Origin of the sequence: Cellulosimicrobium sp. SJTW-1 (assembly GCF_047716875.1) — a bacterium.
Lineage (GTDB): Bacteria > Actinomycetota > Actinomycetes > Actinomycetales > Cellulomonadaceae > Cellulosimicrobium > Cellulosimicrobium funkei.
This window is the reverse complement of sequence record NZ_CP136680.1, coordinates 3,767,296-3,789,743: the sequence shown is the minus strand read 5'-3', so window position 1 is coordinate 3,789,743 and position 22,448 is coordinate 3,767,296. Positions and strand designations below refer to the sequence as shown.

23 protein-coding genes and 1 pseudogene are annotated in these 22,448 nt (G+C 76.4%); 10 read left to right on the top strand and 14 right to left on the bottom strand.

The features are described 5' to 3' along the window. Window positions 1–35: 35 nt before the first annotated feature. From RSE42_RS17080 to RSE42_RS17065, 4 genes and pseudogenes are all read right to left on the bottom strand, one after another. Entirely contained in the window at window positions 36–332 is a 297-nt protein-coding gene (locus RSE42_RS17080; protein ID WP_085387211.1) for a lactococcin 972 family bacteriocin, read from the bottom strand. Window positions 333–505: 173 nt separating this feature from the next. Further along, window positions 506–1,396 (bottom strand): annotated as a pseudogene (locus tag RSE42_RS17075) (aminoglycoside phosphotransferase family protein). A 36-nt stretch (window positions 1,397–1,432) separates the two neighbouring features. After that, window positions 1,433–1,720 carry a hypothetical protein gene (locus tag RSE42_RS17070; RefSeq protein ID WP_137280835.1) on the bottom strand — a complete coding sequence of 96 codons (288 nt, stop codon included), beginning with the start codon at window positions 1,718–1,720 and terminating at the stop codon, window positions 1,433–1,435. 3 nt (window positions 1,721–1,723) lie between these two features. After that, window positions 1,724–2,356: a class I SAM-dependent methyltransferase gene (locus RSE42_RS17065; protein WP_415297287.1), complete on the bottom strand. Its 633-nt coding sequence runs from the start codon at window positions 2,354–2,356 to the stop codon at window positions 1,724–1,726. A gap of 37 nt (window positions 2,357–2,393) precedes the next feature. Here RSE42_RS17065 and RSE42_RS17060 point away from each other — a divergent pair, with 37 nt between their 5' ends. Then, window positions 2,394–3,917: an FGGY family carbohydrate kinase gene (locus RSE42_RS17060; protein WP_171468449.1), complete on the top strand. Its 1,524-nt coding sequence runs from the start codon at window positions 2,394–2,396 to the stop codon at window positions 3,915–3,917. Window positions 3,918–3,950: 33 nt separating this feature from the next. Beyond that, entirely contained in the window at window positions 3,951–4,691 is a 741-nt protein-coding gene (locus RSE42_RS17055) for an MOSC domain-containing protein (protein WP_081600313.1), read from the top strand. A gap of 3 nt (window positions 4,692–4,694) precedes the next feature. Here the strand turns inward: RSE42_RS17055 and RSE42_RS17050 are convergent, their stop codons facing one another. Both RSE42_RS17050 and RSE42_RS17045 read right to left on the bottom strand, forming a co-directional pair. Continuing rightward, entirely contained in the window at window positions 4,695–5,252 is a 558-nt protein-coding gene (locus RSE42_RS17050; protein WP_043659328.1) for a PH domain-containing protein, read from the bottom strand. Between the two features lie 22 nt (window positions 5,253–5,274). Further along, complete coding sequence (locus RSE42_RS17045) at window positions 5,275–5,922, bottom strand: histidine phosphatase family protein (protein WP_415297284.1); 648 nt, start codon at window positions 5,920–5,922, stop codon at window positions 5,275–5,277. Window positions 5,923–6,420: 498 nt separating this feature from the next. Here RSE42_RS17045 and RSE42_RS17040 point away from each other — a divergent pair, with 498 nt between their 5' ends. The 3 genes from RSE42_RS17040 (at window position 6,421) to RSE42_RS17030 (ending at window position 8,136) form a co-directional block, all read left to right on the top strand. Continuing rightward, window positions 6,421–7,047: a DinB family protein gene (locus RSE42_RS17040; protein ID WP_021483015.1), complete on the top strand. Its 627-nt coding sequence runs from the start codon at window positions 6,421–6,423 to the stop codon at window positions 7,045–7,047. 48 nt (window positions 7,048–7,095) lie between these two features. Continuing rightward, a complete protein-coding gene (locus tag RSE42_RS17035) occupies window positions 7,096–7,794 on the top strand; it encodes a DsbA family oxidoreductase (RefSeq protein WP_415297282.1) in 699 nt (232 codons plus the stop codon). A gap of 162 nt (window positions 7,795–7,956) precedes the next feature. Beyond that, window positions 7,957–8,136 carry a hypothetical protein gene (locus RSE42_RS17030; RefSeq protein ID WP_021483013.1) on the top strand — a complete coding sequence of 60 codons (180 nt, stop codon included), beginning with the start codon at window positions 7,957–7,959 and terminating at the stop codon, window positions 8,134–8,136. A 78-nt stretch (window positions 8,137–8,214) separates the two neighbouring features. Here the strand turns inward: RSE42_RS17030 and RSE42_RS17025 are convergent, their stop codons facing one another. Together RSE42_RS17025 and RSE42_RS17020 are read right to left on the bottom strand one after the other, a co-directional pair. Continuing rightward, window positions 8,215–9,297, bottom strand: coding sequence for a DNA-3-methyladenine glycosylase family protein (locus tag RSE42_RS17025; protein WP_415297281.1), 1,083 nt, complete (start codon window positions 9,295–9,297; stop codon window positions 8,215–8,217). Between the two features lie 158 nt (window positions 9,298–9,455). After that, window positions 9,456–10,043 carry a ribonuclease H family protein gene (locus RSE42_RS17020; RefSeq protein ID WP_076404413.1) on the bottom strand — a complete coding sequence of 196 codons (588 nt, stop codon included), beginning with the start codon at window positions 10,041–10,043 and terminating at the stop codon, window positions 9,456–9,458. 204 nt (window positions 10,044–10,247) lie between these two features. Here RSE42_RS17020 and RSE42_RS17015 point away from each other — a divergent pair, with 204 nt between their 5' ends. Further along, a complete protein-coding gene (locus RSE42_RS17015; protein ID WP_144722106.1) occupies window positions 10,248–10,994 on the top strand; it encodes a DedA family protein in 747 nt (248 codons plus the stop codon). Between the two features lie 88 nt (window positions 10,995–11,082). Here RSE42_RS17015 and RSE42_RS17010 read toward each other — a convergent pair whose 3' ends face one another. Further along, window positions 11,083–11,463, bottom strand: a complete 381-nt coding sequence (locus RSE42_RS17010) for an FKBP-type peptidyl-prolyl cis-trans isomerase (RefSeq protein ID WP_415297278.1) — start codon at window positions 11,461–11,463, stop codon at window positions 11,083–11,085. A gap of 168 nt (window positions 11,464–11,631) precedes the next feature. Between RSE42_RS17010 and RSE42_RS17005 the strand changes: the two genes are divergently transcribed. The 3 genes from RSE42_RS17005 (at window position 11,632) to RSE42_RS16995 (ending at window position 15,889) form a co-directional block, all read left to right on the top strand. Next, window positions 11,632–12,798, top strand: a complete 1,167-nt coding sequence (locus RSE42_RS17005) for a VIT1/CCC1 transporter family protein (protein WP_415297276.1) — start codon at window positions 11,632–11,634, stop codon at window positions 12,796–12,798. A gap of 106 nt (window positions 12,799–12,904) precedes the next feature. After that, window positions 12,905–14,074 (top strand): hypothetical protein, encoded by a 1,170-nt coding sequence (locus RSE42_RS17000; protein ID WP_415297274.1) that lies wholly within the window; start codon window positions 12,905–12,907, stop codon window positions 14,072–14,074. Between the two features lie 87 nt (window positions 14,075–14,161). Beyond that, window positions 14,162–15,889: a hypothetical protein gene (locus RSE42_RS16995; RefSeq protein WP_415297273.1), complete on the top strand. Its 1,728-nt coding sequence runs from the start codon at window positions 14,162–14,164 to the stop codon at window positions 15,887–15,889. 64 nt (window positions 15,890–15,953) lie between these two features. Here the strand turns inward: RSE42_RS16995 and RSE42_RS16990 are convergent, their stop codons facing one another. Then, window positions 15,954–17,336 carry a GntP family permease gene (locus RSE42_RS16990; RefSeq protein ID WP_415297272.1) on the bottom strand — a complete coding sequence of 461 codons (1,383 nt, stop codon included), beginning with the start codon at window positions 17,334–17,336 and terminating at the stop codon, window positions 15,954–15,956. Window positions 17,337–17,433: 97 nt separating this feature from the next. Continuing rightward, window positions 17,434–18,009 (bottom strand): gluconokinase, encoded by a 576-nt coding sequence (locus RSE42_RS16985; RefSeq protein WP_396050212.1) that lies wholly within the window; start codon window positions 18,007–18,009, stop codon window positions 17,434–17,436. 165 nt (window positions 18,010–18,174) lie between these two features. Between RSE42_RS16985 and RSE42_RS16980 the strand changes: the two genes are divergently transcribed. Continuing rightward, window positions 18,175–18,879: a FadR/GntR family transcriptional regulator gene (locus RSE42_RS16980; protein ID WP_415297270.1), complete on the top strand. Its 705-nt coding sequence runs from the start codon at window positions 18,175–18,177 to the stop codon at window positions 18,877–18,879. Window positions 18,880–18,927: 48 nt separating this feature from the next. Here the strand turns inward: RSE42_RS16980 and RSE42_RS16975 are convergent, their stop codons facing one another. From RSE42_RS16975 to RSE42_RS16965, 3 genes are read right to left on the bottom strand one after another with little or no spacing between them, the layout of a single operon-like run. Further along, window positions 18,928–21,099: an ABC transporter permease gene (locus RSE42_RS16975; protein ID WP_415297268.1), complete on the bottom strand. Its 2,172-nt coding sequence runs from the start codon at window positions 21,097–21,099 to the stop codon at window positions 18,928–18,930. 25 nt (window positions 21,100–21,124) lie between these two features. After that, the gene (gene modA / locus RSE42_RS16970; RefSeq protein WP_415297266.1) at window positions 21,125–21,982 is read right to left on the bottom strand and encodes a molybdate ABC transporter substrate-binding protein; all 858 of its coding nucleotides are present in this window, start codon (window positions 21,980–21,982) and stop codon (window positions 21,125–21,127) included. Beyond that, window positions 21,979–22,383 carry a TOBE domain-containing protein gene (locus tag RSE42_RS16965; protein ID WP_391512840.1) on the bottom strand — a complete coding sequence of 135 codons (405 nt, stop codon included), beginning with the start codon at window positions 22,381–22,383 and terminating at the stop codon, window positions 21,979–21,981. The genes modA and RSE42_RS16965 overlap by 4 nt, the downstream gene beginning before the upstream one ends. Between the last annotated feature and the right edge of the window lie 65 nt (window positions 22,384–22,448).

Genomic DNA, 22,448 nt, shown 5'->3' with positions numbered 1-22,448 from the left:
GCGTCAGCGTGACGACCGGCAGCGCGCGAGCTGTTCTACTTGACGTCGTAGTACGCCTTGTTCCCGAACAAGCGGACCGCGTCCCACTGTCTCGCCCACAGTCCCGCGGCAACCCAGCCGCTGCTCCGGAGGCCGTTGTCCCCGTACGTCGAGGCCTTGTGGACCCTGGAGCCGTGGTGGTAGAGCGACCAGACGTCCTTGGCGTCGGCGCCGTGGTCCCACGTGCCGCCCACGGACGGGTAGCTGATCGCCGCGCTGGCAGGGCCAGCGGCTCCGAGCGCGACACCAGCGACGAGCGTGGCGGTGATGACCGCCGTCATGATCTTTCGCACGAGATTCCCCCTTGAAGCGATAACCGTCCGAGGAAGTATCGTGCGGATGGCAGGAGTGGTGAGATATGTCCGTTATATGGACGAGCCGAGGTGGTCACCACGGGAGGTCGCCATCTTGCCGAGCGTGCGGCGCGGCTCGCTCCGACCGAAGCCCTGTCACCTCCGGTGACGCGTCAGCCCGCCAGGACGCGGTCGAGCGCCGCGCGCCCCACGGGACCCCAGCGGGCCTTGCCGCCGGGCAGTCCGCGGTCGCCGTTCTGCCCCATGAGCAGGAGGAAGAGGGCTTTCAGCGCGGCCAGACCGCGGGCACGCCGGACCGTCGCGTCGTCGGCCGGCGCGTAGGCCTCGAAGAACCGCGCCGCGGTGCCGGCGGGCAGCAGCACCCAGGCGGCGGCGAGGTCCCAGGCCGGGTCGCCCGCGAACAGGTCGCCGAAGTCGACGACGCCCGCGAGCGTCCCGGCCGCGACGACGACGTTCGCGGGGTGCAGGTCCCCGTGCACCCACACGGGCGGGCCTTCCCACGCGGGGGCGGCGACGGCGTCGGCCCAGATGGACCGGACGGCGGCGGAGTCCGCGGGGGAGACGGCGCGCAGGAAGCCCTCGAAGCCGTCCGTGACGTCGCGGGGGTGAGCGCCCCGGTCCGCGGACGACGGCGCGTCGGCGGGTGCTGCGACGTGCAGCGCCCGGAGGAATCCCGCCAGCGCGTCGGCGGCGTGCTCGCCCCGGGTGATCGTCCCGTGGTCCAGCGGCTCGCCGGGGACCCAAGTCATGACCGTCCAGTGCCGCGGGAGACGCGCCGACGGCTAGCCGTGCCGCACCGGCGTCGGCACGGGAAGCGGCAGGCGCGGCGCGAGCACGGGCAGCCACCGCCGTTCCTTGAGCTGGAGCTCCGGCGTCGGGTCCATGCGCTGCACCCGCACGGCCAGGTCGTCGCCGAGCCGCCACATCTGGTTCCCCCAGCCGCCCGCGACCTCGCGGAGCGACAGCCCGGCGAGGTCGGGGTGCTGCTCCGCGAGGGCCTCGCGGACGAGGTCGGCGGTGATCGCGGTCTCCGGGGCGCCCATGCGCGCCCACGGTACCGACGCGCCGTCGGCCGCTGCTCAGGCGGGGCGCCAGCGCGCTCCCCAGCGGCGGGTCAGGCGTCCGCCCGACGTCGCCGCGTGGGCCCGCACGCCCGCCTCCACGGCGTCCGCGACACCGTGCGCGGACGCGTCCGTGTCGGCGAGGAAGCGCACGGTGACGCGCGCCTCGCCGCGGACGACGCCGACGTCGTACGCCTCGACGGTCGCGAGGGCGCGCGCCGCGGCGGCGGCCGCGGGCAGCACGGCCTCGGGGTCGGCGCCCGGGTGCAGGAGTCCGACGGCGAGGGTCACGCGGTAGGACGGCACGGCTCAGGCCACGCCCGGCCGGGGCGCCGCGTCGCTGAGCACGGCGACGAGGAAGTCGGCGTCCGGGGTCCAGGGGCGCAGGTCCCACGTGGCGAGCGCGAGGTCGAGGTGCAGGCCGGCCTCCGTGGCGTCGGCGAGGAGCTGCTCGGGCGGGTACCCGCGACCGGTGCCGAAGCCCACGACGGCGCGACCGCCGGGCGCGAGGTGGGCGCGGAAGCGGCGCAGCACCGCCACCTCGGTGCCCGGCGCGAGGAACGTCACGACGTTGCCCGCGCATACGATCAGGTCGAACGGCTCGGTGACGCCCTCTGCGGGCAGGTCGAGCTCCGCGAGGTCGCCCACGCGCCAGTCGGGGCCCGGGTGGTCGGTGCGCGCGGCGTCGATCAGGACGGGGTCCACGTCGACGCCCACGACGGCGTGCCCGCGCGCGAACAGCTCGGCGCCCACGCGCCCCGGCCCGCAGCCCGCGTCGAGGACCCGGGAGCCGCGCGGCAGCATGGCGTCGACCAGGCGGGCCTCGCCCGCGAGGTCGGCGCCCCGGGCGGCCATGGCCCGGAAGCGTTCGACGTACCAGGTGGAGTGCGAGGGGTCGGCGGCGGTCTTCTGCTCCCAGCGCGAGGGACGGGTGGCGCTCATGCCGCCGACGCTACCCGGGCGTGGGAGAGTCGGTCCCGTGACCTTGGTCCCCACCACCCTCGGCACCACCCTCGGCATCGACCTCGGGACGAGCGGGCTCAAGCTCGTCCTCCTCGGCCGGGACGGGTCGGTCGTCGCGGAGGCCGAGGCGGCGTACGACGTCGGGCACCCGCGCCCCGGCCGCTCCGAGTCGGCCCCGGCGACCTGGACGACGGCGCTCGGCGTCGCCCTCGACGACCTCGCCGCCCGCGCGGCCGGGCTCGGCGAGGTCGCGGTGCGCGCGGTCGGCGTCGCGGGCCAGATGCACGCCGCGGTGCTCGTGGACGCGGCGGGGGACGCCGTCGTGCCGGCCGTCCTGTGGACGGACGCGCGCGCTGCCGACCGGCTCGACCGCTGGCGCGCGCTGCCCGACGCCGTGCGAGCCCCGCTCGCCAACCCCCTCGTGCCCGGGATGACCGGGCCCGTGCTCGACTGGTTCGCCGCGCACGACCCCGCGACGCTCGACCGCGCGGCGCACGTGCTGCTGCCCAAGGACGTCGTGCGCGCGTGGCTCGTCGACGACCCCGTCCTCCCCGTCGCCACGACCGACCGGTCCGACGCCGCGGGCACGCTCCTGTGGGACGTGCCCCGCGACGCCTGGGCGGCCGACGTCGTCGCGCACCTCGACCTGCCGGCCCGGCTCCTGCCGGGCGTGGCGCCGTCGGACGCCGTGGCCGGGACGACCGCCCGGCTCGCGCGGTGGTTCCCGGCGAGCGGGAGCGCGGTGCCCGTCGTGGTGGGCGGCGGGGACACCCCGGCCGCGCGGCTCGCCGTCGGGGCGCCCGGGCTGCACGTCAACCTCGGCACGGGGGCGCAGGTCATGGCCGCGCTCGACCGGCCCGAGCCCGTGCTCGACCCCCTCGTGCACACCTTCGCGGACACCGGCGCCGGCCCCGCCGCGCGGTGGTACCGCCTCGCGGCGGTGCAGAACGCGGGTCTCGCGCTCGGCTGGGCGCTGCGGGTCCTCGGGCTGGGGTGGTCCGACGGCCTCGCGCTCGCGCGGACCGTGCCCGACGGCGCGGGCGGCGTGACGTTCCTGCCGTTCCTCACCGGGGAGCGCGGCGGGGTCGCCGGTCCCGGCGCACGCGGGGCGTGGACCGGGCTGCGCGAGGACACGGGGCGGCCCGAGCTCGTGCGCGCCGCCGTCGAGGGCATGGTGTTCGCGGTCGCGGCGGCGGTCGACCTGCTCGACCCGGCGCCCGCGGCCTCGGCCGTGGCGCCCGTCGCGGGACCGCCCGTGAGCCGTCCGGAGGGCGAGCCGGGTGCGGTGGTCGTGACGGGCGGCGGGTCGCGCGACCCGCTCGTGCGCCGGCTCCTCGCCGACGCGCTCGGCCGGCCCGTCCACCGCGTCGGGCTCCGCAGCGCGACCGCGGTCGGCGCGGCGCTGCTCGCCGCGCGCGGCACGGGCGACCCGGTCGAGCCGGTCGTCGCCACGGACGAGCCGGAGCTCCCGGGCCCGGGCCGGGCGGACGTCGTCGGGCACCTCGCGCGCTGGCGGGAGGCCGCCGCGGCCCTCGCGTGACGCACCCGGGGCCGACCCTGCGAGAATCGAGGGATGTCCACCGCAGCCGCCGTGACCACCGGGACCGCACCCGTCACGGACCTCGCCTCCAGCGCCCCCACGGGCGAGATCCTCGCGGTGTGCCGCGTGCACGCCCTCCTGCCGGACGCGGGGCCCGTCGGCGTCACGGCGATCGACAAGCGTCCCGTCACGGGACCGGTGAAGGTGCGCCGGCTCGGGCTCTACGCGGACCTGCAGGCCGACCGCGCGAACCACGGCGGCGAGGAGCAGGCGGTGTACGCGTACGGGCAGGACGACGCGGACTGGTGGGCCGGCGAGCTCGGTCGCGACGTCCCGCCGGGCCTGTTCGGCGAGAACCTGCGCGTGGAGGGCATCCCGGTCACGGAGGCCGTCGTCGGCGAGCGGTGGGCCGTGGGCACCGCGCTCCTCGAGGTCACCCAGCCGCGCACGCCCTGCTCGACGTTCGCGCGCCGCCTCGGCGAGGACCGGTGGGTCAAGCGCTTCACGGTCGCGAACCGCACCGGCGCGTACCTGCGCGTCGTGCAGCACGGCGAGCTGCGCGCGGGCGACGCGGTGACGGTCTGCTACCGGCCCGAGCACGGGGTGACGCTCGCCGACTGGTTCGGCGCCTGGAACGGTCGCGGCGCGGACCCCGAGCGCGCGGCCGGGCTCGCGCGCCGCCTCCTCGCCGCCCACCTCGAGGGCGACGTCACGCTCACGGACGAGCTGCGCGCCCGCGCCGAGATCGCGGCCGGACGCCGGATCGAGGACTGAGCGTCAGCGCTCCGCGCGGGGGATGCGCGGGCCGCGACGGCCGCGGGGCGGCTCGTTCGGCGGCCACTCGCCGTCGTCGGAGCCGTCGTCGGCGGTGAAGAGCAGGTCGTGCAGGCGCACCTGGACGTTCTCGACGTCCGGCACGTCGTGGAGGTTCAGGCCGGGCTTGTCGGTCGCGTCCGAGATGACGAGGGTGCCGCAGCCGAAGATCCGGTCGATCGGACCCTTCTCGTAGTTGACGTCGTTGATCCGGTAGAGCGGGATGTCGCGGCCGGTGCGCGTGATGATCCCCGAGCGCATGGCGATGCGCTTGTTCGTCACTGTGTACTCCGTGGTGCGCCAGCGCAGCCACGGCACGAACACCCAGACCACCGCCGCGACCAGCGCGAGACCCGCCACGACCCACCGGACGACGTCGTTCGGGACGAGCAGGACCGTGACCACGACGGCGGCGACCAGCACGAGCAGCAGCACGAACGGCCAGAACAGCGCCTTGGCGTGCTCCTTGAGCTCCATGACGACGTGCTCGCCCTCGGTGAGGTGCTTCTCGCTCAGTCCCATGGGCAGCATCGTGCCACCCGCGCTACCCCTGCGCGGCCAGGTTCCAGCCCTCGACCGTGCGCAGCCCGTGCCCGTAGCCGAGGAGGCAGATCGCCGCGGTACCGAGCTCGAACCGCGCACCCAGGGTCGGGTCGAGCCCCAGCCAGACCGTCGCGAGGACGCGGAGCAGGTGGCCGTGCGCGAACAGCACCACGTCGTCGCCGTCCTGGAGCGTCGGCTCGACGCGCCCGAGCACCCGGGCGGCCCGCGCCGCCACCTGATCGAGCTCCTCGCCGTGGTGCCCGTCCGGCGCCGCGAGGACGTTCACGCCGTCGCGGAAGAGCAGCCACTCGCGCCCGAGCTGCTCGCCGACCGCGACCGACGTGCGCCCCTCGACGGGCCCGTAGTCCCACTCGGCGAGGTCGTCGTCGGTCGTGGCGGCGGGGAAGCCCGCGAGGTCGGCGGTCCGGCGCGCCCGCTCCCGGGGGCTCGTGAGCACGACGGCGGGCCGTCGCCCCCGGCGGTCGGCCCACCCCTGGAGCCACACGCCGGCCGCGACCGCCTGCTGCTCGCCGGCGACGGTGAGCGGGACGTCCAAGCGGCCCGTGTGGCGCCCGCTCGCGCTCCACTCCGTCTCGCCGTGGCGGACGAGGACGAGCTGCGGGTCGGGGGAGGGGGCGGTCGGGGTCACGGGGCGGCCTTCCTGCGCGGGGTTCCTCAGCAGGATCACCCCGGCGCGCGGACGGCGCGCGGCGACGGCCCTGCCGGGTGGTGCCGGGACCTCGGTCGACGGGCGAGGCCGGGGTCAGCCGGGGATGCCGTCGAGGCCGTTGACGGCGAGGAAGACGACGAGAGCGCCGAGCAGGACGACGGCGAACCCGGTCGCGACGAGCAGGACGGTACGGGGGCGGACGCGCACGAGGACTCCGGGCCTGGGGGACGGGCGGGCCTCCCCATTCTCGCGCAGCGCCGCGGCGGTGCGGTCCGTGGGTGCTGCGTGCCGGGGTGCGCCGGGGTGCGGCCGGCCGGGGTGGGCCAGGGTGCGGCCGTCGGGTGCGGCCCGCGTTGACACGCCCCGCGAGGCCCGGCAGGGTGGCCGGACGCGTGGTCGGAAAGACCGCGCGGACGAGGACGTCGGCGACCGCGCCGCGGCGGGACGCCGACGTGCCGGTCCGGGGGAGGAACCGCGATGGTGCACGAGACGGCGGACGGGCAGACCGCGTACGGCAGCCCGGAGTTCGACTGGTCCATCCTCACGGTGCCGACGGCGCTCGCCGTCGTGCGGGGGCAGCTCGGCTTCTCGTGGCTTGAGCTGAGCGACCGGCTCGCGACGCTGACGCAGGCGGAGCTCGAGTGGGAGCCCGGTCCGGACGCGCTGCGGGTCGTGCGGCGGGGGTCGGAGCGCACGCCGCGCACGCTCGGTGCGGGCGAGTGGGTGATGGAGTGGCCGGAGGGTCCGGACTCGCCGCAGCCGCGCACGGTGGCGTGGCTCGTCGCGCACCTCACCGAGGCGTTCTTCGAGCGCTGGGAGTGGACGTTCGGGCCGCACGAGCGGCGCCGGGACGCGGTGACCTTCTCGGGGGAGGTCGGGCCCGCCGTCGACGGGCTGCGGCACGAGGTCGAGCGGTGGCGCGCGGGCGTCGACGGCCTGCCCGAGGACGGAGCGTTCACGGTCGGGCTCGGCCAGGCGACGGAGATCGACGCGCAGGCACCGTTCGCCCACCTCGTCGCGCACATGAACCGCGAGCTCGTGCACCACGGGGCCGAGATCATGGTGCTCCAGGACCTGTACCGCGCGACGCACGGCACGGACTGATCGCCCGCCGCGGGAATCGCGCGGCCGCCCAGATGGTTGAAGCGTCACATGACCACGAACAGCCCGGCGCCGACGGACGCCGCCGCCCCCACGGTGAAGATCGACATCTGGTCCGACGTCGCGTGCCCCTGGTGCTACGTCGGCAAGCGACGCCTCGAGACGGCGCTCGGCCGCCTCGCGGAGTCGGGTGACGGACCGCAGGTCGACATCGAGTACCACTCGTTCGAGCTCGCGCCCGACACGCCCGTCGACTTCGACGGCACCGAGGTGGACTTCCTCGCCGGGCACAAGGGGATGCCGCGCGCCCAGGTCGAGCAGATGCTCGGGCAGATGACGCAGCTCGCCGCGGCCGAGGGGCTGCGCTACGACTTCGACGCGCTCCAGCACACCAAGACGCTCACGGCCCACGAGCTGCTGCACCACGCGAAGGCGCACGGCAAGCAGGTCGATATGAAGGAGCGGCTGCTCAAGGCGTACTTCGAGGAGGGCCGTCACGTCGGCCGCGTCGAGGAGCTCGCGGACCTCGCGGCGGAGGTCGGGCTCGACCGCGCGGAGGTCGTCGCGGCGCTCGAGGACGGGCGCTGGGCCGACGACGTCCAGGCCGACATCGACCAGGCGCACGCCTACGGGATCAACGGCGTGCCGTTCTTCGTGGTCGACGGGCGGTACGGCGTCTCGGGTGCGCAGGACCCGGCGGTGTTCGTCCAGGTGCTGCAGCAGGCCGTCGCGGAGCGTGACGCGGCCTGAGCCGCGGCGTCCCGGACGACATCGGGGTGCGGCGTGGAAGCGACGCATCTCACACCCGGTGCGGTGGAACTGCGACTCGGTATCACCCAGACTGGACGCAGCCCGCACCGACGCCGGCCCACACGTGCACCGGCGCCCGTGAATCCCACGAGGAGGCCTCAGATGACGGACACGACCACGAACCTCTACCACTCGATCGCGAACCCGCGCCGCACGACGCTCATGACCGTGAGTGCCGCGGACGCCGCCGCCCCGCACCGTGAGCCCGCGCCGGGCCTCACGCTCGTGGGCGCCGACGACGCCGCGGTGTGCGTCGACGGGTCGTGCGCGCTCCCCGAGTAACCGTGAGTGCCTGAGAGAGCCGCCGGAACGCCTCGTTCCGGCGGCTCTTTCCTGCACCCGGCGGGGGGCGGGGGCCGGTCAGTTGCGGCGGTGGTCCTGGATCGACAGGCGCGGGCCGCGCCGCGGGGCCTGCGCCCGGCCGGAGACCTCGAGGAGCCGCACCACGCGGTAGCGGTGCGGCGCGTACGGCGCGAGCAGCTCGAGCATGCGCTCGTCGTCGACGCGCTCGCCCACGAGCGCCCACCCGACCGCCTTGGCCAGGTGGTAGTCGCCCACGGACACGGCGTCCGGGTCGCCCAGCGCCCGCTGCGCGACCTCGGCCGCCGTCCACACGCCCACGCCGGGCACGGCCTGCAGCCGCGCGTGCGCGGCCGGCGCGCCCTGGACGTCGCGCAGGCGGTCGCACTCCTCGAGGCGCCGGGCGACGCGCGCCGCCGCGACGACCGTCCTCGCGCGGCCCGGGTCGACGTTCGCGCGGTGCCAGTCCCAGGTGGGGACGCGCGCCCAGGTGGCCGCGTCGGGCACGACGAGCATCCCGGCGTCGCCCGCGGGCCCCGGGGCGCGCTCGCCGTGCCGACGCAGGAGCCAGCTCCACGAGCGCCACGCCGCGACGGACTGCACGCGCTGCTCGAGGATCGCCGGCACGAGCGCCTCCAGCACGCGCCCCGTGCGCGGGATCCGCAGGCCGGGGCTGCGGCGGTGGGCGTCGCGCAGCACCGCGGGCGGGGCGAAGCCCGTGTCGTCGTCGTCCTCGCCGAGCAGGCGGGGCAGGCCGTCGAGCACCTCCGCGGCGCCCGGCCCCCACGCGTGCCCGACGACGTCGCACGGCCCGGTCTGCACCAGCCGGTAGGCGGCGGGCCCGCTCTCCGCGCGGGTCGTGCGCCACACGTCGCCGGACGGCGTGCGGCGGAACGTCGGGTCGTAGGGGCCCCGCGCGAGCCGGTCGAGCGTGAGGTGCAGGTCGAGCGGCCGCCCCGACCGGAAGCGACGCGCGAGCGGCGCGCCGGACTGCGCGCTCGCACCGGGTCGCGCCGGAAGCCCAGCCGGCGCGTGAGGGCCAGCCTGCGTCGCCGGGCCAGCCTGCGCCGTCGGCCCGGGCTGCGCGAGGTCGCCGACCGTGCGCTCGGCGGGCGCACGGCCCGTGCTCGGCAGGACGGTCACCCGTCCATGGTCGCACCCGCCGCCGACGCCCCGACCCCCGCCGCCCTCGCCGCTCCTCACCGCCCGGCCGTCGAGCACGACGTTGCTGGCGGCATCGGCCCGTTCGCGACAGCAGGGTCGTGCTCGACCCGGAGCAGGGTCGTGCTCGGCGGGACGGGTCAGTCGAAGAGGGTGTCCATGTCCCACGCCGGCTCGGGCGCGGCCTGACGGGGCGCGGGTGCCCCACGGTCGGCCGCGGCCGGTGCCGGCACGCGGCCCGGTGACCGGGTCGGGTCGCCGAGCTCGGGCACGAGCGTGCCGTCGAGGTCCCCGCGGCCCGCGGCCCAGTCCTGGGCGGCGAGGCCCGCGAGCTGGTCCGCGCGCTCGTTGAACGGGTCGCCCACGTGGCCGCGCACCCAGCGGAAGCGGACGGGCCCCGCGCGCTCGGCGATGACCCGGTCGATCGCCTGGACGAGCTCGAGGTTCTTCACGGGCTGGCCGCCCGCCGTCCGCCACCCCTTGCGCTTCCAGGCGACCACCCACTCGGACGCGCACTTGATCGCGTACTGCGAGTCGGACTCGATGAGCAGCGGCTCCGCGCCCGGGTGGGCGCGCACCGCCTGGAGCAGCGCCGTGAGCTCGGCGACCTGGTTGGTCCCGCTCACGGCGCCGCCGGAGTCGAACGTGCCGTCGTGGTTGATCCACGCCCACCCGATGGCTCCGCCCGGGTTGCTCAGGCACGAGCCGTCGGTGCTGACAGTGATCACAGCGCTCCTCGATCACGGACGATCCCGCCCGCCGGCTGCGGCGCGGGGAGGCGAATGCGTCGGCGCCATTGTCCCCCGCCCGGGAGGGTCGTGGTGCACGTGTCCGACGACGCCCCTCCGGGAGGCGCGCTCGGGGTCGCCTCAGGGGAGAACCGGGGGGATACCCCATGGTGCGGCGGGGCGGCGCCGTCGAGGCTGGGACGCATGGTCGCGTGGGTCGTGGAGCTGTGGGGACAGGTCGAGTCGTGGCTGCTCGCGCTCGTGGACTCGGCGTGGGCGCTCCCCGTGCTCTTCGCGACGACCGCCGGCGACGGGTTCTTCCCGCCGATCCCGGGCGAGACGGTGATCGTAATGCTCGCCGTCGCGGCCCAGTCGGGCGGCGGGGTCGCGTGGGGGATCGTGCTCGTGGTCGCCGCGCTCGGCGCCTGGTGCGGCGACCAGCTCGCCTACGCCCTGGGGCGCGCGCTCGGCACCCGTGCCCTGCCCGCCCTGCGGGGCGCGCGTGGGCGGCGCGCGGTCGAGTGGGCCACGCGGTCCCTCGACCGGCGTGGCGCGTCCGTCGTGCTCGGGGCGCGGTTCGTCCCCGTCGGGCGCACGGCCGTCAACGTGACCGCCGGCGCGGTCGGGTTCTCGCGGCGGCGGTTCATGGCGCTGTCCGCCGTCGCCTCCGCGACGTGGGCGACGTACTCCGTGGTCATCGGGACGCTCGCCGCCGCGTGGGTCGGCGACAGCCCGCTGCTCGCCGTCGTGGTGGGCGTCGTCGGGGGCATCCTGCTGGGCGTCCTCGTCGACACCGTCGTCCGGCTCCGCGCGGCGCGGCGCGAGCGGGCCCTCGCCCCGGCGACGGGACCGGTCCCCGTCCCGGCAGCCGTCGCGGCGCTCGCGGTGCCGGGCGGCGCGCCCGAGGAGACGGACCCCGCCCTCGTCCCGTGCCCCGGCGCCGGGAGCTAGGGCCCGCCAGACCCGCCCCGGGACGGCCGGGACGCACGAGGGCCCCGGCCGACGGCCGGGGCCCTCCGCTCGCTCTTGGACGCGTCGGTCAGGACACGCCGAGCAGGTCGATGACGAAGATCAGCGTCTTGCCGGACAGCCGGTGCCCGCCGCCCGCCGGGCCGTACGCGAGCTCCGGCGGCACGACGAGCTTGCGGCGCCCGCCGACCTTCATGCCCGGGATGCCCTGCTGCCAGCCCGCGATGAGGCTGCGCAGCGGGAAGTTGATCGACTCGCCGCGGTTCCACGACGCGTCGAACTCCTCGCCCGTCTCGTACTCGACGCCGAGGTAGTGCACGTTCACGGTCGCGCCGGGCGTGGCCTCGGGGCCGTCGCCCACGGTGATGTCCTCGACGACGAGCTCGGTGGGCGCGGGATCCTCCGGGGCGTCGACCTCGGGACGGGACAGTCCGTTCTCTCCAGTGGTCATGCTCCGATCCAACCACGGCGGCGGGCGCCCGGTCCGGCGTGCGGAGCCGGACGGCGCTCCGGCGCGGGGTCGAGGTTGGGGTCGTCCGCAACCCCGGTCGGGGGCGCCCCGCACGTCCCGTTCGGCGACGCGCAACACCGCGAGCCCGAAAATCGCCATCATGGAGGCATGCCCACCACACCTGAGCCGCCCTCCGGCGTGCCCGCCGACCCCGCGCGCCCGGGCGCACCCGAGGTGCCGCCGACGGCGGTGCCGCCGACCGTCGTCGGGCACCGGCCCTCCCCGCAGGAGGTGCGGCGGTGGCGCCGCTTCCTGGCCGACGAGCGCGCCGAGGCCGCGGTGTACCGGGACCTCGCGAGCCGCCGGACGGGCGAGGAGCGGGACATCCTGCTGGCGCTCGCGGAGGCGGAGCGCCGTCACGAGCAGCACTGGCTCGACCTGCTCGGCGAGGACACGGGACGGCCGCTGCGCGGCGACTGGCGCACCCGCACGCTCGGGTGGCTCGCGCGGCGCTTCGGCGGCGTGTTCGTGCTCGCGCTCGCCCAGCGGGCCGAGGCGCGCTCGACGTACGCGACCGACGCCGACGCGACGCCCCGGATGGCCGCCGACGAGCGGATCCACGAGGAGGTCGTGCGCGGCCTCGCGACGCGCGGGCGCAACCGCATGTCCGGGACGTTCCGCGCGGCGGTGTTCGGCGCGAACGACGGCCTCGTGTCGAACCTCGCGCTGATCCTCGGCATCGGCGCCTCGGGTGCGTCGAACAGCACGGTGCTGCTCTCGGGCCTCGCGGGCCTGCTCGCGGGGGCCCTCTCGATGGGCGCGGGGGAGTACGTGTCCGTGCGCTCGCAGCGCGAGCTCCTCGACGCGTCGACGCCGAGCCCGCAGGCGTCGGCGGCGCTGCCCGACCTCGACGTGGACGCGAACGAGCTCGCGCTCGTCTACCGGGCGCGCGGCATGGCGCCCGCCGAGGCCGAGGAGCACGCGGCCGACGTCCTCGCGACGTACACGCAGCAGACCGTGATCGCGCCGCCGCCCGGCATCGACGAGCACGAGACGCACGGGACCGCGATGGGGGCGGCGGTCTCGTCGTTCCTCTTCTTCGCGTCGGGTGCGCTCATCCCGGTCGTGCCGTACCTCCTCGGGATGACGGGCTTCCTCGCGGTCGGGGTCGCGGCGCTCCTCGTCGGGATCGCGCTGCTCGCGACCGGCGCGACCGTCGGCCTCCTCTCGGGGACGTCCCCGCTCACGCGGGCCCTGCGCCAGATCGCCATCGGGTTCGGCGCGGCCGCGGCCACGTACGCGCTCGGCCTGGTGTTCGGGGCAACCGTCGGGTGAAATCCGGCGCGTCGAGTGGTGAGCGTCACACTCCCGTGCCTACCGTGACCTCGGACGGGCCCCACGGCCCGCCCCTTCGCTGCACCGACGACCCACGGGGCACACGATGGACGCGACTCACGACGCGCAGGGCAGGCGCGCACCGGCCGCCCGTCGCTGGCTCGTGCGCGCGCTCGTCGCCGGTGGCGGTCTCGGTGCCGGCCTCGCGTTCGCCGTCGCGACCGCGGGCGGCGCGTCCGCCGCGGACGACCCGCTCGGACTCGGCAAGGCCCTCTCGCCCGTGACGTCCACGGTGCAGACCGTCGTCGACCCGGTCGTCCAGGACGTGGTCAAGCCCGTCGTGCGCGACGTCGTCGCACCCGTGGTCCAGCCCGTCGCCCCGGTCGTGGAGAAGGTCGTCACCCCCGCCGCCCCGGTGGTCGAGGAGGTCGCGCGGCCCGTCGCCCCGGTGGTCGAGCAGGTCGTCCAGCCGGTCGCCCCCGTGGTCGAGCAGGTCGTGGAGCCGGTGGCGCCCGTCGTGCAGCCGGTGACCGACGCCGTCGCGCCCGTGACCACGCCGGTGCTCGACGCCGTCGTGCCGGCCGCGACGCCCGTCGTCGAGGCGGTCGCCCCCGTGGTGGACCCCGTGCTCGAGACGGTCTCGCCCGCGCTCGACCCGGTGACCCCGGTCCTGGAGGCGCTGACGCCGGTCCTCGACGTCCTGGCCCCCGTGACCGACCCGGTGCTCGGCCCGATCACGGGCCCGCTCGCTCCGCTGGACCCGCTGACGCCGCTGCTTCCCGGGACCCCCGGCACGGGCACCCCCGGCGCGGACGACCCGCCGGTCGGCGTCCCGTCGACGCCGGGCGCGGTCGACCCGGGCGGCGCCGTGGCCGTGCCGTCGGCGACCGCCGTCCCCTCGCTCCCGCCCGCCGCACCGGCGGCCGCCGAGCCCAGCGCCACCACGACGGGCCGCGGCGGCCCCGAGGATGTCGCCGCAGCGCGGGACGCGCGCGCCCGGACGGCGGCGGTCGACGTCGCACCGACCGGCGCGCCGCCGGGCGCGGCGCTGCCCTCCGACGGGCCGGCCGGCCCCGGGGGCGTCCCCTCCGACGGCGGCCCCGGCACCACTCCCTCGCCCTCCGGCAGCGCGCAGCGCGCCGGGGCGGGCGGCGAGCTCGCGGCGGTCGGCAGCGGTGCCGACGCCCCCGCGCTCTCCTCCTGGACCGCCGTCGTGGACGACGCGCGGTCGAAGCACCCCTCGACCTTCTTCGAGGTTCCCGTCTCTCCTGCCTGACGTGGCTCGCGTCGCGCCCCGAGCGCGGCAGACGCGACCCGGCGCCGTCGTGCGCCAGCCACTTCTGAGCAGGAAAGAGAAACGATCATGCACACCTTCGTCCGGCGCGCGCTGCGCACAGCGCTCGTCACAGGCGGCCTCGTGGTCGTCGGGGCCGGAGCGGCCCACGCAGCGGAGGGCGACCTCCTCGGCGATCTCGGACTGGACGTGTCGGTCGAGGCTCCGCTGAGCCAGGTGACCGAGGTCCTGCCCGACGTCGCGGTCGACGTGCCCGTGCACGTCCCCGTGACCGTGTCCGACGTCGCGGTGGGCGCCCTGGGCGACGCCGCCGTCACGTCCGCGCCGGCACCGGCACCGGCTCCCGCACCTGCACCCGCGCCCGCCCCGGCGGCTCCCGCGGACGTGGACGTCGACGTGCCGGTGACGATCCCGGTGGACGTGTCCGGGGTCGCGGCCGGCGTCCTCGGTGACGCCGCGGTGACCCAGGCACCGGCCGAGCCGGCGCCCGCGCCGGAGCCTGCTCCTGCGCCGGAGCCTGCTCCTGCTACGGGGGCGGACCCGGCGGACGTCGACCTCGACGTCCCGGTGACGGTCCCGGTGGACGTGTCGGGCGTCGCTGCGGGCGTCCTGGGTGACGCCGCGGTGACCCCGGCTCCGGCGGCGCAGCCGTCGGCTCCGGCGGCCGGTGGTGGCGCCGAGGGCTCGACCGGCGAGGAGGCGGCCGGGGTGGACGTCGACGTGCCGGTGACCGTCCCGGTGAACGTGTCGGGAGTCGCTGCCGGTGTCCTGGGTGACGCGGAGGTGACGCCGGCTCCGGCGCAGCCGTCGGCTCCCGCGGCCGGTGGTGGCGCCGACGGCTCGACCGGCGAGGAGGCGTCCGGCGTGGACCTCGACGTGCCGGTGACCGTCCCGGTGGACGTGTCGGGTGTCGCCGTCGGTGTGGGCGGTGACGCCACGGTCGGCGGCGGGACGGCCGGCGAGGGTTCGGGCGACGGGACCGGCTCGACCGGCACCGACGGCTCGGGCCTGCTCGACGGCGTCCTCGGCGAGGACGGCCTCGTCGACGACCTGCTGGGCGACGGCCTCCTCGGGGGCGGTCTGCTCGGTGAGGGCGACGGCCTGCTGGACGGCGTGCTCGGCGAGGACGGCCTCGTGGACGACCTGCTCGGCGGCTCGTCGGGTGACGGTCTGCTCGACGGCGTGCTGGGCGAGGACGGGCTGCTGGGCGACGGCGGCGTGCTGGACGGCGTGCTCGGTGAGGACGGCGTCCTCGGGGCGCTGCCCGACCTGGACGTCGACCTGCCGGTGACCGTGCCCGTGACGGTCTGCGGCGTGGGTGTGGGCCTCCTGGGCGACGCCTCGGCGGGGTGCCCGACGTCCGCCGTCGTGCCGACGGACCCGACCGACCCGACGGACCCCACGGACCCGACCGACCCGACGGACCCCACGGACCCGACCGACCCGACGGACCCCACCGACCCCACCGACCCCACCGACCCCACGGGCCCCACGGGCCCGACCGGCCCGGCGGACCCGGGGACGACCGGCGGTTCGGTGACCCGGGTGCTCAACCCGGTGAGCACGGGGACGGGCACCTCGGCCGGTGCCGCGACCGGTGCGGTGACCGCCGCGTCCGGTGCCGTCACGGCGTCGGGCCCGACCGCCCTCGCCACGACGGGCGCGGGCGGTGACCTGGGTCTGCTCGTCATGGCCGGGCTGCTGACGCTGCTCGGTCTGTCGCTCCAGCGCTTCCGCCGGAAGTCCTGGGTCGCGGACCCGGACGCCTACGCCCCGGTCTTCACCGACCGGAGCTGACGTCCAGAGACGCCAGGACCGCCCGGGCAGCTGCCCGGGCGGTCCTGGCCGCGCTCGTCGCGCGCTACGCGACGGCGAAGACGAGGGCCGCGATGGCGAAGCCCATGACGCCGATGGCCGTCTCCATGACCGTCCACGTGCGGAGGGTCGTCTTGACGTCCATGTCGAAGAACCGGCCCACGAGCCAGAACCCGGAGTCGTTCACATGACTGAGCACCACCGAGCCCGCTGCCACGGCGACGACGACCGCGGCGAGCTCGATCGCGTTGAACCCGCCGGCCTCCACGGCCGGGGCGATGAGCCCTGCCGCGGTGGTCAGCGCGACGGTCGCGGAACCCTGCGCCACGCGGAGGATCGCCGCGATGAGGAACCCGGCCACGATGACGGGCAGGCCGAGGTCGCCGAGCACGTCGGCGAGCGCGTCGCCGATCCCGGTCGCGCGCAGGACGCCACCGAACATGCCGCCCGCGCCGGTGATGAGGATGACCGAGCACACCGGGCCGAGCGCCGAGTCGAGGGTCTTCTCCAGCGCCGTCCCGGAGACGCCGCGACGGCGGCCCAGGACCCAGGCGGCGACGAGCACCGTGATGAGCAGCGCGATCGGCGTCGCGCCGATGGCGCGCAGCGTCTGCACGGCGGGGTTGTCCCCGTCGACGGCTCCGGCTGCGCGCAGCGCGTCGAGGCCGGTGTTGGCGAAGATGAGTACGAGCGGGAGCAGGAGGATCGCGACGACGGTGCCGAACTTCGGCGGGTTCTCGAGCTGGTCCTCGTCGGCCTCGCCGAGGATCGCGGGGATGGGTAGCTCGATGCGGCGTCCGGCGAAGCGGCCGAACAGGTAGCTCGTGACGTACCACGTCGGGATGGCGACGACGAGGCCGAGCAGGATGACGATGCCGATGTTCGCGCCGAGGAACTCGGTCGCGGCGACGGGGCCGGGGTGCGGCGGCACGTAGATGTGCATGACGGAGAACGCACCCGCGACGGGCAGGCCGTAGAGGAGGAGCGAGCCGCCCAGCCGACGCCCGACGGAGAAGACGATCGGCAGCATGACGACGAGACCGGCGTCGAAGAAGATGGGGAAGCCGAAGATGAGGGAGGCGAGACCGAGCGCGAACGGCGCCCGCTTTTCCCCGAACTTCTCGATGAGGAAGTCCGCCATGACCTTGGCGCCGCCGCTCGTCTCGACGAGCCTGCCGAGCATGGCGCCGAGCCCGACGAGGAGCGCGACGGTCGCGAGCGTCGAGCCGAACCCGGCGGTGAGCACCTCGACGATCGACCCCGTCGGGATGCCGGCGACCACCGCCGTGAGCAGGCTGACGAGGATGAGCGCCACGAAGGCGTGCAGCTTGAGCTTGATGATGAGGAACAGCAGGATCGCGATCGCGCCGGCGGCGATGGCGAGCAGCGGTCCGGCGGTCAGGGTCTGTGTCCAGTCCTCGGGGGGCATGGTGTCTCCGTCGACGGTCGGGTCGGGTGCGTGGTGCGTGGTGCAGGGGTGAGGGTCAGGGAGGGCGGCGCGGCTCAGCGCTCGCCCGAGGCGTCGCTCAGCGCGTGCCCGAGGCGTCGCTCAGGCGGGTCCGGGCGAGGATCTCGTCCACGACCTGCTCGGGCGTGGCGGAGACGTCGAGCGTGAAGCCGGGCTCGTCGTCGGCCAGGGGCTCGAGCGTGGCGAGCTGCGACGGCAGGAGCGACGTGGGCATGAAGTGCCCGCTGCGGTGCTGCATGCGCTCGGCGAGGAGCTCGGGGGTGCCGTCGAGATGGACGAAGCACACCTCGCCGCGGGCCGTGCGCAGCAGGTCGCGATAGGTGCGCTTGAGCGCGGAGCACGTGACGACGCCGGACCGGCCGGCCTCCGCCTCGCTGCTCAGCCAGTCGCGGATCGCCTCGAGCCAGGGCCACCGGTCGTCGTCGGTGAGCGGCGTCCCGGCGCTCATCTTGTCGATGTTGGCCTGCGGGTGGAAGCGGTCGGCCTCCGCGTACTCGGTGCCGAGGCGCTGCGCGAGCAGCGTCGCGACGGTGGTCTTGCCCGAGCCGGCCACGCCCATCACGACGAGGTGCTGGGGCAGGGAGTGGTTCCCGGCGTCGTCGGGCCGGTCGGTGGAGCTGACGTCCGTGTCCATGTGTCGACTTCCGTGTCGGGTGGGGGCGTCCGGTCGGGGCGGTGCCTGGGGCCCGGCCGTCCCGGTGACGACCGTCGTGGTCGTCCTCGGCCTCCACTGTGGGGCATTGGTAGCACCTTTGGCAAGTGATTGATAGCACCATTGGCCGCCACTAGGCTGCGAGACATGGCGACGACGGTCCTGCACACCACCGTGCTCGACACTCTCGGACGTCGCATCACCAGCGGCGACGTCCCCGCGGGCACGCCGCTGACCCTGGAGTCGATCGGCTCCGAGTTCGGGGTGTCGCGCACCGTCGCGCGCGAGGTCATGCGGCTCCTCGAAGGGCTCGGGCTCGTGCGGTCGAGGCGCCGCGTCGGGATCGTCGTGCTCGGCATCGAGGACTGGAACGTGCTCGACCCGCGCGTCATCCGCTGGCGTCTCGAGGGCCCCGGCCGTGACCCGCAGCTCCGCACGCTCACCGAGCTGCGGCACGCCGTCGAGCCGCTGGCCGCCGCCGGGGCCGCGCTCCACGCCACGCCCGCCGAGCGCGCCGAGCTCGTCGCCGCGGCCGGTCGCATGCGCCTGCTCGGGGAGGCGGGCGACCTCGAGGAGTTCCTCGCGCTCGACGTCCGGTTCCACGAGATCCTGCTCCGCGCGAGCGGCAACGAGATGTTCGGCGCGCTCGCGGGCGTGGTCGCGGCCGTGCTCAGCGGTCGGACGCACCTGGGCCTCATGCCTGCCTCGCCCGTCCCCGAGGCCCTCGACCAGCACGAGGCCGTCGCGCGCGCGGTCGCGGACGGCGACCCGGAGGCCGCCGAGGCCGCGATGGCCGCGATCGTCGGCGAGGTCCGCGCCGCGCTCGACGGGGTCCCGCCCGCTCCCGCCTGAGCGGCACGCTCCGGCCCCGCCTGAGCGGCGCGTCCCGGTTCCGCGGGCTCAGCGCGGGTGCACGCGGACCTCGGCCGCCTTGACGACGAACCAGACGCGCTCGCCCGGCACCAGGCCGAGCTCGGCGACCGCGCGCGGCGTGAGGTCCGCGGCCAGCCGCGGCACGTCATGCCCGACGGCGGTCGTCGCCCCCGCGGTCAGGTCGCCCGGGTCGTCGTCCACCGCGCGTCCCCACACGCGCAGGAGCGGCCCGTGCGGCTCGACGCTCGTCACGACGACCCGGTACGCGTTGCGCGGGCTGCCCTCGGGTGTCGTGCGGTGCACGGCGACCGCGCGCGGCTCGAACACCGCCACGGCGCCGTCCCCGACCGCGAACGGCTCGTCCGCCGTCCCGTGCACGCGGACCCCCGCGCCGTCGACGGCGACGGTCACCTCGCGCGCGAGGCTCTCCCCGTCCGGGGCGACGGCGGTCGCGGTCGCGACCGGCCCTGCCGTCCCACCCGCCGGCTCGGCCGCCGCCCGCTCGCGCACCGTCCGTACCGGCTCCGGGACGGCGACGTGCGCGACGCTCCCCGCGAGCAGGTTGACGCCCGCGAGACGGGCGGCGAACCGGGACCGCGGGCGCGTGAGCACCGCGTCCACGGGCCCGTCCTCGACGACGCGGCCGCCCTCCAGCACGACGACGCGGTCCGCGAGGAGCAGCACGTCGAGCAGGTCGTGCGTCACGAGCAGGGTCGTGCGCGGGTGCTCGCGCTGCGCGTGGTGCAGCACGGTCCGGACGTGCTGCGCGACGCCGACGTCGAGCGACGCGAGCGGCTCGTCGAGCAGGAGCACGCGCGGGTCGGTCACGAGCGCCCGGGCGATCGCGACGCGCTGCGCCTGCCCGCCCGAGAGGTCGGTCGAGCGGCGCCGCGCGAGGTCCGCCGCGCCGACGCGGGCGAGCGCGTCCCGGGCCTCCTCGCGGGCACGAGCGCGGGGCACGCCCCGGGACCGGAGGCCGAACGCGACGTCGTCCTCGACCGACAGGTGCTCGAACAGCAGCGGGCGCTGGCTCAGCCACGCGAGGTGGCGACGGCGCGGTGGGAGGCGCGAGACGTCGTCGTGCCCGACGGCGACGCGCGCACCCGGGGCCTCGCCGGGCGTGAGCAGGCCCGCGACGACCTGCACGAGCGTGGACTTGCCCGCCCCGTTCTCGCCGAGCACCGCCACGACCTCGCCCGGCGCGACGGTGAGGTCCACGTCGAGCCCGCGCTCCGGCACGACGGCGCGCACGGTCAGCGCGGCCGGGGGCGTCGGGGCCGCAGGCCCGGCGGGTGCCGGGGCCCGGTTGCCCGGCGGGTCGGCCTGAAGGCCAGGGGAGACGACGGCGCGGGGGCGCGGGCCGCCGTCGGGCAGGGAGCCCCGGACGCCTCGCCGCGGGCGCGGGGCCCCGAGCGCGCGCGGCCCGTGGACGACCGCGGTGATGAGGACCGCGACCACGACGAGCACGAACGACAGCGCGACGGCGCTGTCCGGGTCCGCGCTGCGCTGGAGATAGATCTCGAGCGGCAGGGTCTGCGTGACGCCCTGGAGCGCGCCTGCGAACGTCAGGGTCGCCCCGAACTCGCCGAGGGCGCGCGCGAACGCGAGCACGGCGCCGGACAGCAGCCCCGGCAGGACGCGGGGGAGCGTGACCCGCCGCAGGACGGTCGTGGGCCGCGCGCCGAGCGTCGCGGCGACGTCCTCGAGGCGCGTGTCCTGGCTGCGCAGCGCGCCCTCCAGGCTGAGCACGAGGAACGGCAGCGCGACGAAGGTCTGCGCCAGCACGACGGCCGTCGTCGTGAACGCGACCTCGATCCCCAGCACCTCGAGGTGCCGGCCGACCAGGCCCCGGCGCCCGAACGTGTGCAGCAGCGCGATGCCGCCCACGACAGGCGGCAGCACGAGCGGCAGCAGCACGAGGGCGCGCGCGACGCGCTGCCCGGGGAACGTGGTGCGCGCGAGGACGAGCGCCATGGGCGCGCCGAGCACCACGCAGCACGCCGTCGCGGCGAGCGCCGTGCGCAGCGACAGGCCGAGCGCGTCGAGAGCCGCCGGAGAGGTCACGAGCGCCCAGAAGCCGCCGGTCCCGTCCGGCCCCGGCGCCAGCTCCACGCGCCCGACCATCGCCGCCACGGGCACGACGACGAACAGCGCGCCCAGCAGCGCGGGGACGAGGACCCAGCGTGGCAGGCCGCGCATCAGGACCCGCCGGGGCGCGCGGAGGTCACGGTGCGGAGGCGTCGGGCGCGCCGAAGCCCGCGGCGGCGAGCGCGGCCTGTCCGGCGTCGCCGGTCACGAGGTCGACCCACGCCTGCGCGAGCGCGACCTGCTCCGGGCCGGCGTCCTCGGCCGCCGCGACGAGCGCGATCGGGTAGACGTTGAGCGCGGCGCTCGTCTCGGGTGCGTCCACGACCTCGACGTCGTCGCCCGCGAGCGTCGCGTCGGTGACGTAGACGAGCCCCGCGTCGGCCTCGCCCGACGTCACCTTGCCGAGCACGTCGGTGACGCTGGCCTCCTCGCTCACGCGGTGGAGGGTCACGCCCGCGGCCGCGGCGACGGTGTCGGTCGCGCTGCCGCACGGCACCTGCGGTGCGCACACGACGACCTTGACGTCGTCGCGCTCGAGGTCGGCGAAGGTCTCGACGCCCGCGGGGTTCCCGGGCGGCGTGACGATCGTCAGCGTGTTCGTCGCGAACGCGACGGGGTCGGCCGCGTCCCCGGCGTCGACGACGCGCGCCATGGAGCGCTCGTCCGCGGACGCGAAGACGTCGGCCGGCGCGCCGGCGAGGATCTGGTCGCCCAGGTCGGACGACCCGGCGAACGACAGCGCGACGGTCACGCCGTCGTGCTCGTCCTCGAAGTCCGACGCGAGGTCGGTGAACACGTCGCGCAGCGACGCCGCGGCGAGCACGGTGAGGGTGCGGTCCTCGGCCGTCGTGCGCGCGGGGTCGGGGGCGGCGCCGTCACCGGTCCCCGCGCCCGTGGCGCACGCGGAGAGGCCGGCGACCAGGGCCGCCGCCGCGAGCGCCGCGAGAGGGCCCCGGGCGCGGCGGCGGGTCGTCGTGCGGGCGGACGCGCTCACGCGGCTCCTCCGGGGGTCTCGACGATGACGGTCGTCGCCTTGACCACCGCGACGGCGAGGCTGCCGGGCTCGAGCCGCAGCTCGCGCACGGCCTCCGTGCTCATGAGCGACACGACGCGCTGGCCGCCGCAGAGCATCTCGACCTGGGACATGACGGTGTCGCTCACGACGTCCGTCACGATCCCCACGAACCGGTTGCGCGCCGAGCGGGCGACGCCCGACGGGTCCGGCGTCGGGTGCGACTGCGCGACGGCGAACCGCGCGAGCTCCGCGCCGTCGACGACCTTGCGCCCGGCGTCGTCGGCGCTCGCGGCGAGGTCCCCGGCGCCGACCCAGCGGCGGACGGTGTCGTCGCTGACCCCGAGCAGGCTCGCGGCCTCGCGGATCCGAAAGTGCGGCATGAAGACGAGATTAGACCCGCACCTGCGGAGTGTCATGCCGGCGTCGCCGGGTGTGGCACCCTCGA

What these genes read in the sequence shown, in the direction of transcription:
- RSE42_RS17065 (WP_415297287.1), bottom strand. Translation starts at nt 2,356, where the DNA reads ATGAGCGCCACCCGTCCCTCGCGCTGGGAGCAGAAGACCGCCGCCGAC.
- RSE42_RS17055 (WP_081600313.1), top strand. Translation starts at nt 3,951, where the DNA reads ATGTCCACCGCAGCCGCCGTGACCACCGGGACCGCACCCGTCACGGAC.
- RSE42_RS17050 (WP_043659328.1), bottom strand. Translation starts at nt 5,252, where the DNA reads ATGGGACTGAGCGAGAAGCACCTCACCGAGGGCGAGCACGTCGTCATG.
- RSE42_RS17040 (WP_021483015.1), top strand. Translation starts at nt 6,421, where the DNA reads ATGGTGCACGAGACGGCGGACGGGCAGACCGCGTACGGCAGCCCGGAG.
- RSE42_RS17035 (WP_415297282.1), top strand. Translation starts at nt 7,096, where the DNA reads ATGACCACGAACAGCCCGGCGCCGACGGACGCCGCCGCCCCCACGGTG.
- RSE42_RS17030 (WP_021483013.1), top strand. Translation starts at nt 7,957, where the DNA reads ATGACGGACACGACCACGAACCTCTACCACTCGATCGCGAACCCGCGC.
- RSE42_RS17015 (WP_144722106.1), top strand. Translation starts at nt 10,248, where the DNA reads ATGGTCGCGTGGGTCGTGGAGCTGTGGGGACAGGTCGAGTCGTGGCTG.
- RSE42_RS17010 (WP_415297278.1), bottom strand. Translation starts at nt 11,463, where the DNA reads ATGACCACTGGAGAGAACGGACTGTCCCGTCCCGAGGTCGACGCCCCG.
- RSE42_RS17005 (WP_415297276.1), top strand. Translation starts at nt 11,632, where the DNA reads ATGCCCACCACACCTGAGCCGCCCTCCGGCGTGCCCGCCGACCCCGCG.
- RSE42_RS17000 (WP_415297274.1), top strand. Translation starts at nt 12,905, where the DNA reads ATGGACGCGACTCACGACGCGCAGGGCAGGCGCGCACCGGCCGCCCGT.
- RSE42_RS16995 (WP_415297273.1), top strand. Translation starts at nt 14,162, where the DNA reads ATGCACACCTTCGTCCGGCGCGCGCTGCGCACAGCGCTCGTCACAGGC.
- RSE42_RS16990 (WP_415297272.1), bottom strand. Translation starts at nt 17,336, where the DNA reads ATGCCCCCCGAGGACTGGACACAGACCCTGACCGCCGGACCGCTGCTC.
- RSE42_RS16985 (WP_396050212.1), bottom strand. Translation starts at nt 18,009, where the DNA reads ATGGACACGGACGTCAGCTCCACCGACCGGCCCGACGACGCCGGGAAC.
- RSE42_RS16980 (WP_415297270.1), top strand. Translation starts at nt 18,175, where the DNA reads ATGGCGACGACGGTCCTGCACACCACCGTGCTCGACACTCTCGGACGT.
- RSE42_RS16975 (WP_415297268.1), bottom strand. Translation starts at nt 21,099, where the DNA reads ATGCGCGGCCTGCCACGCTGGGTCCTCGTCCCCGCGCTGCTGGGCGCG.
- RSE42_RS16965 (WP_391512840.1), bottom strand. Translation starts at nt 22,383, where the DNA reads ATGCCGCACTTTCGGATCCGCGAGGCCGCGAGCCTGCTCGGGGTCAGC.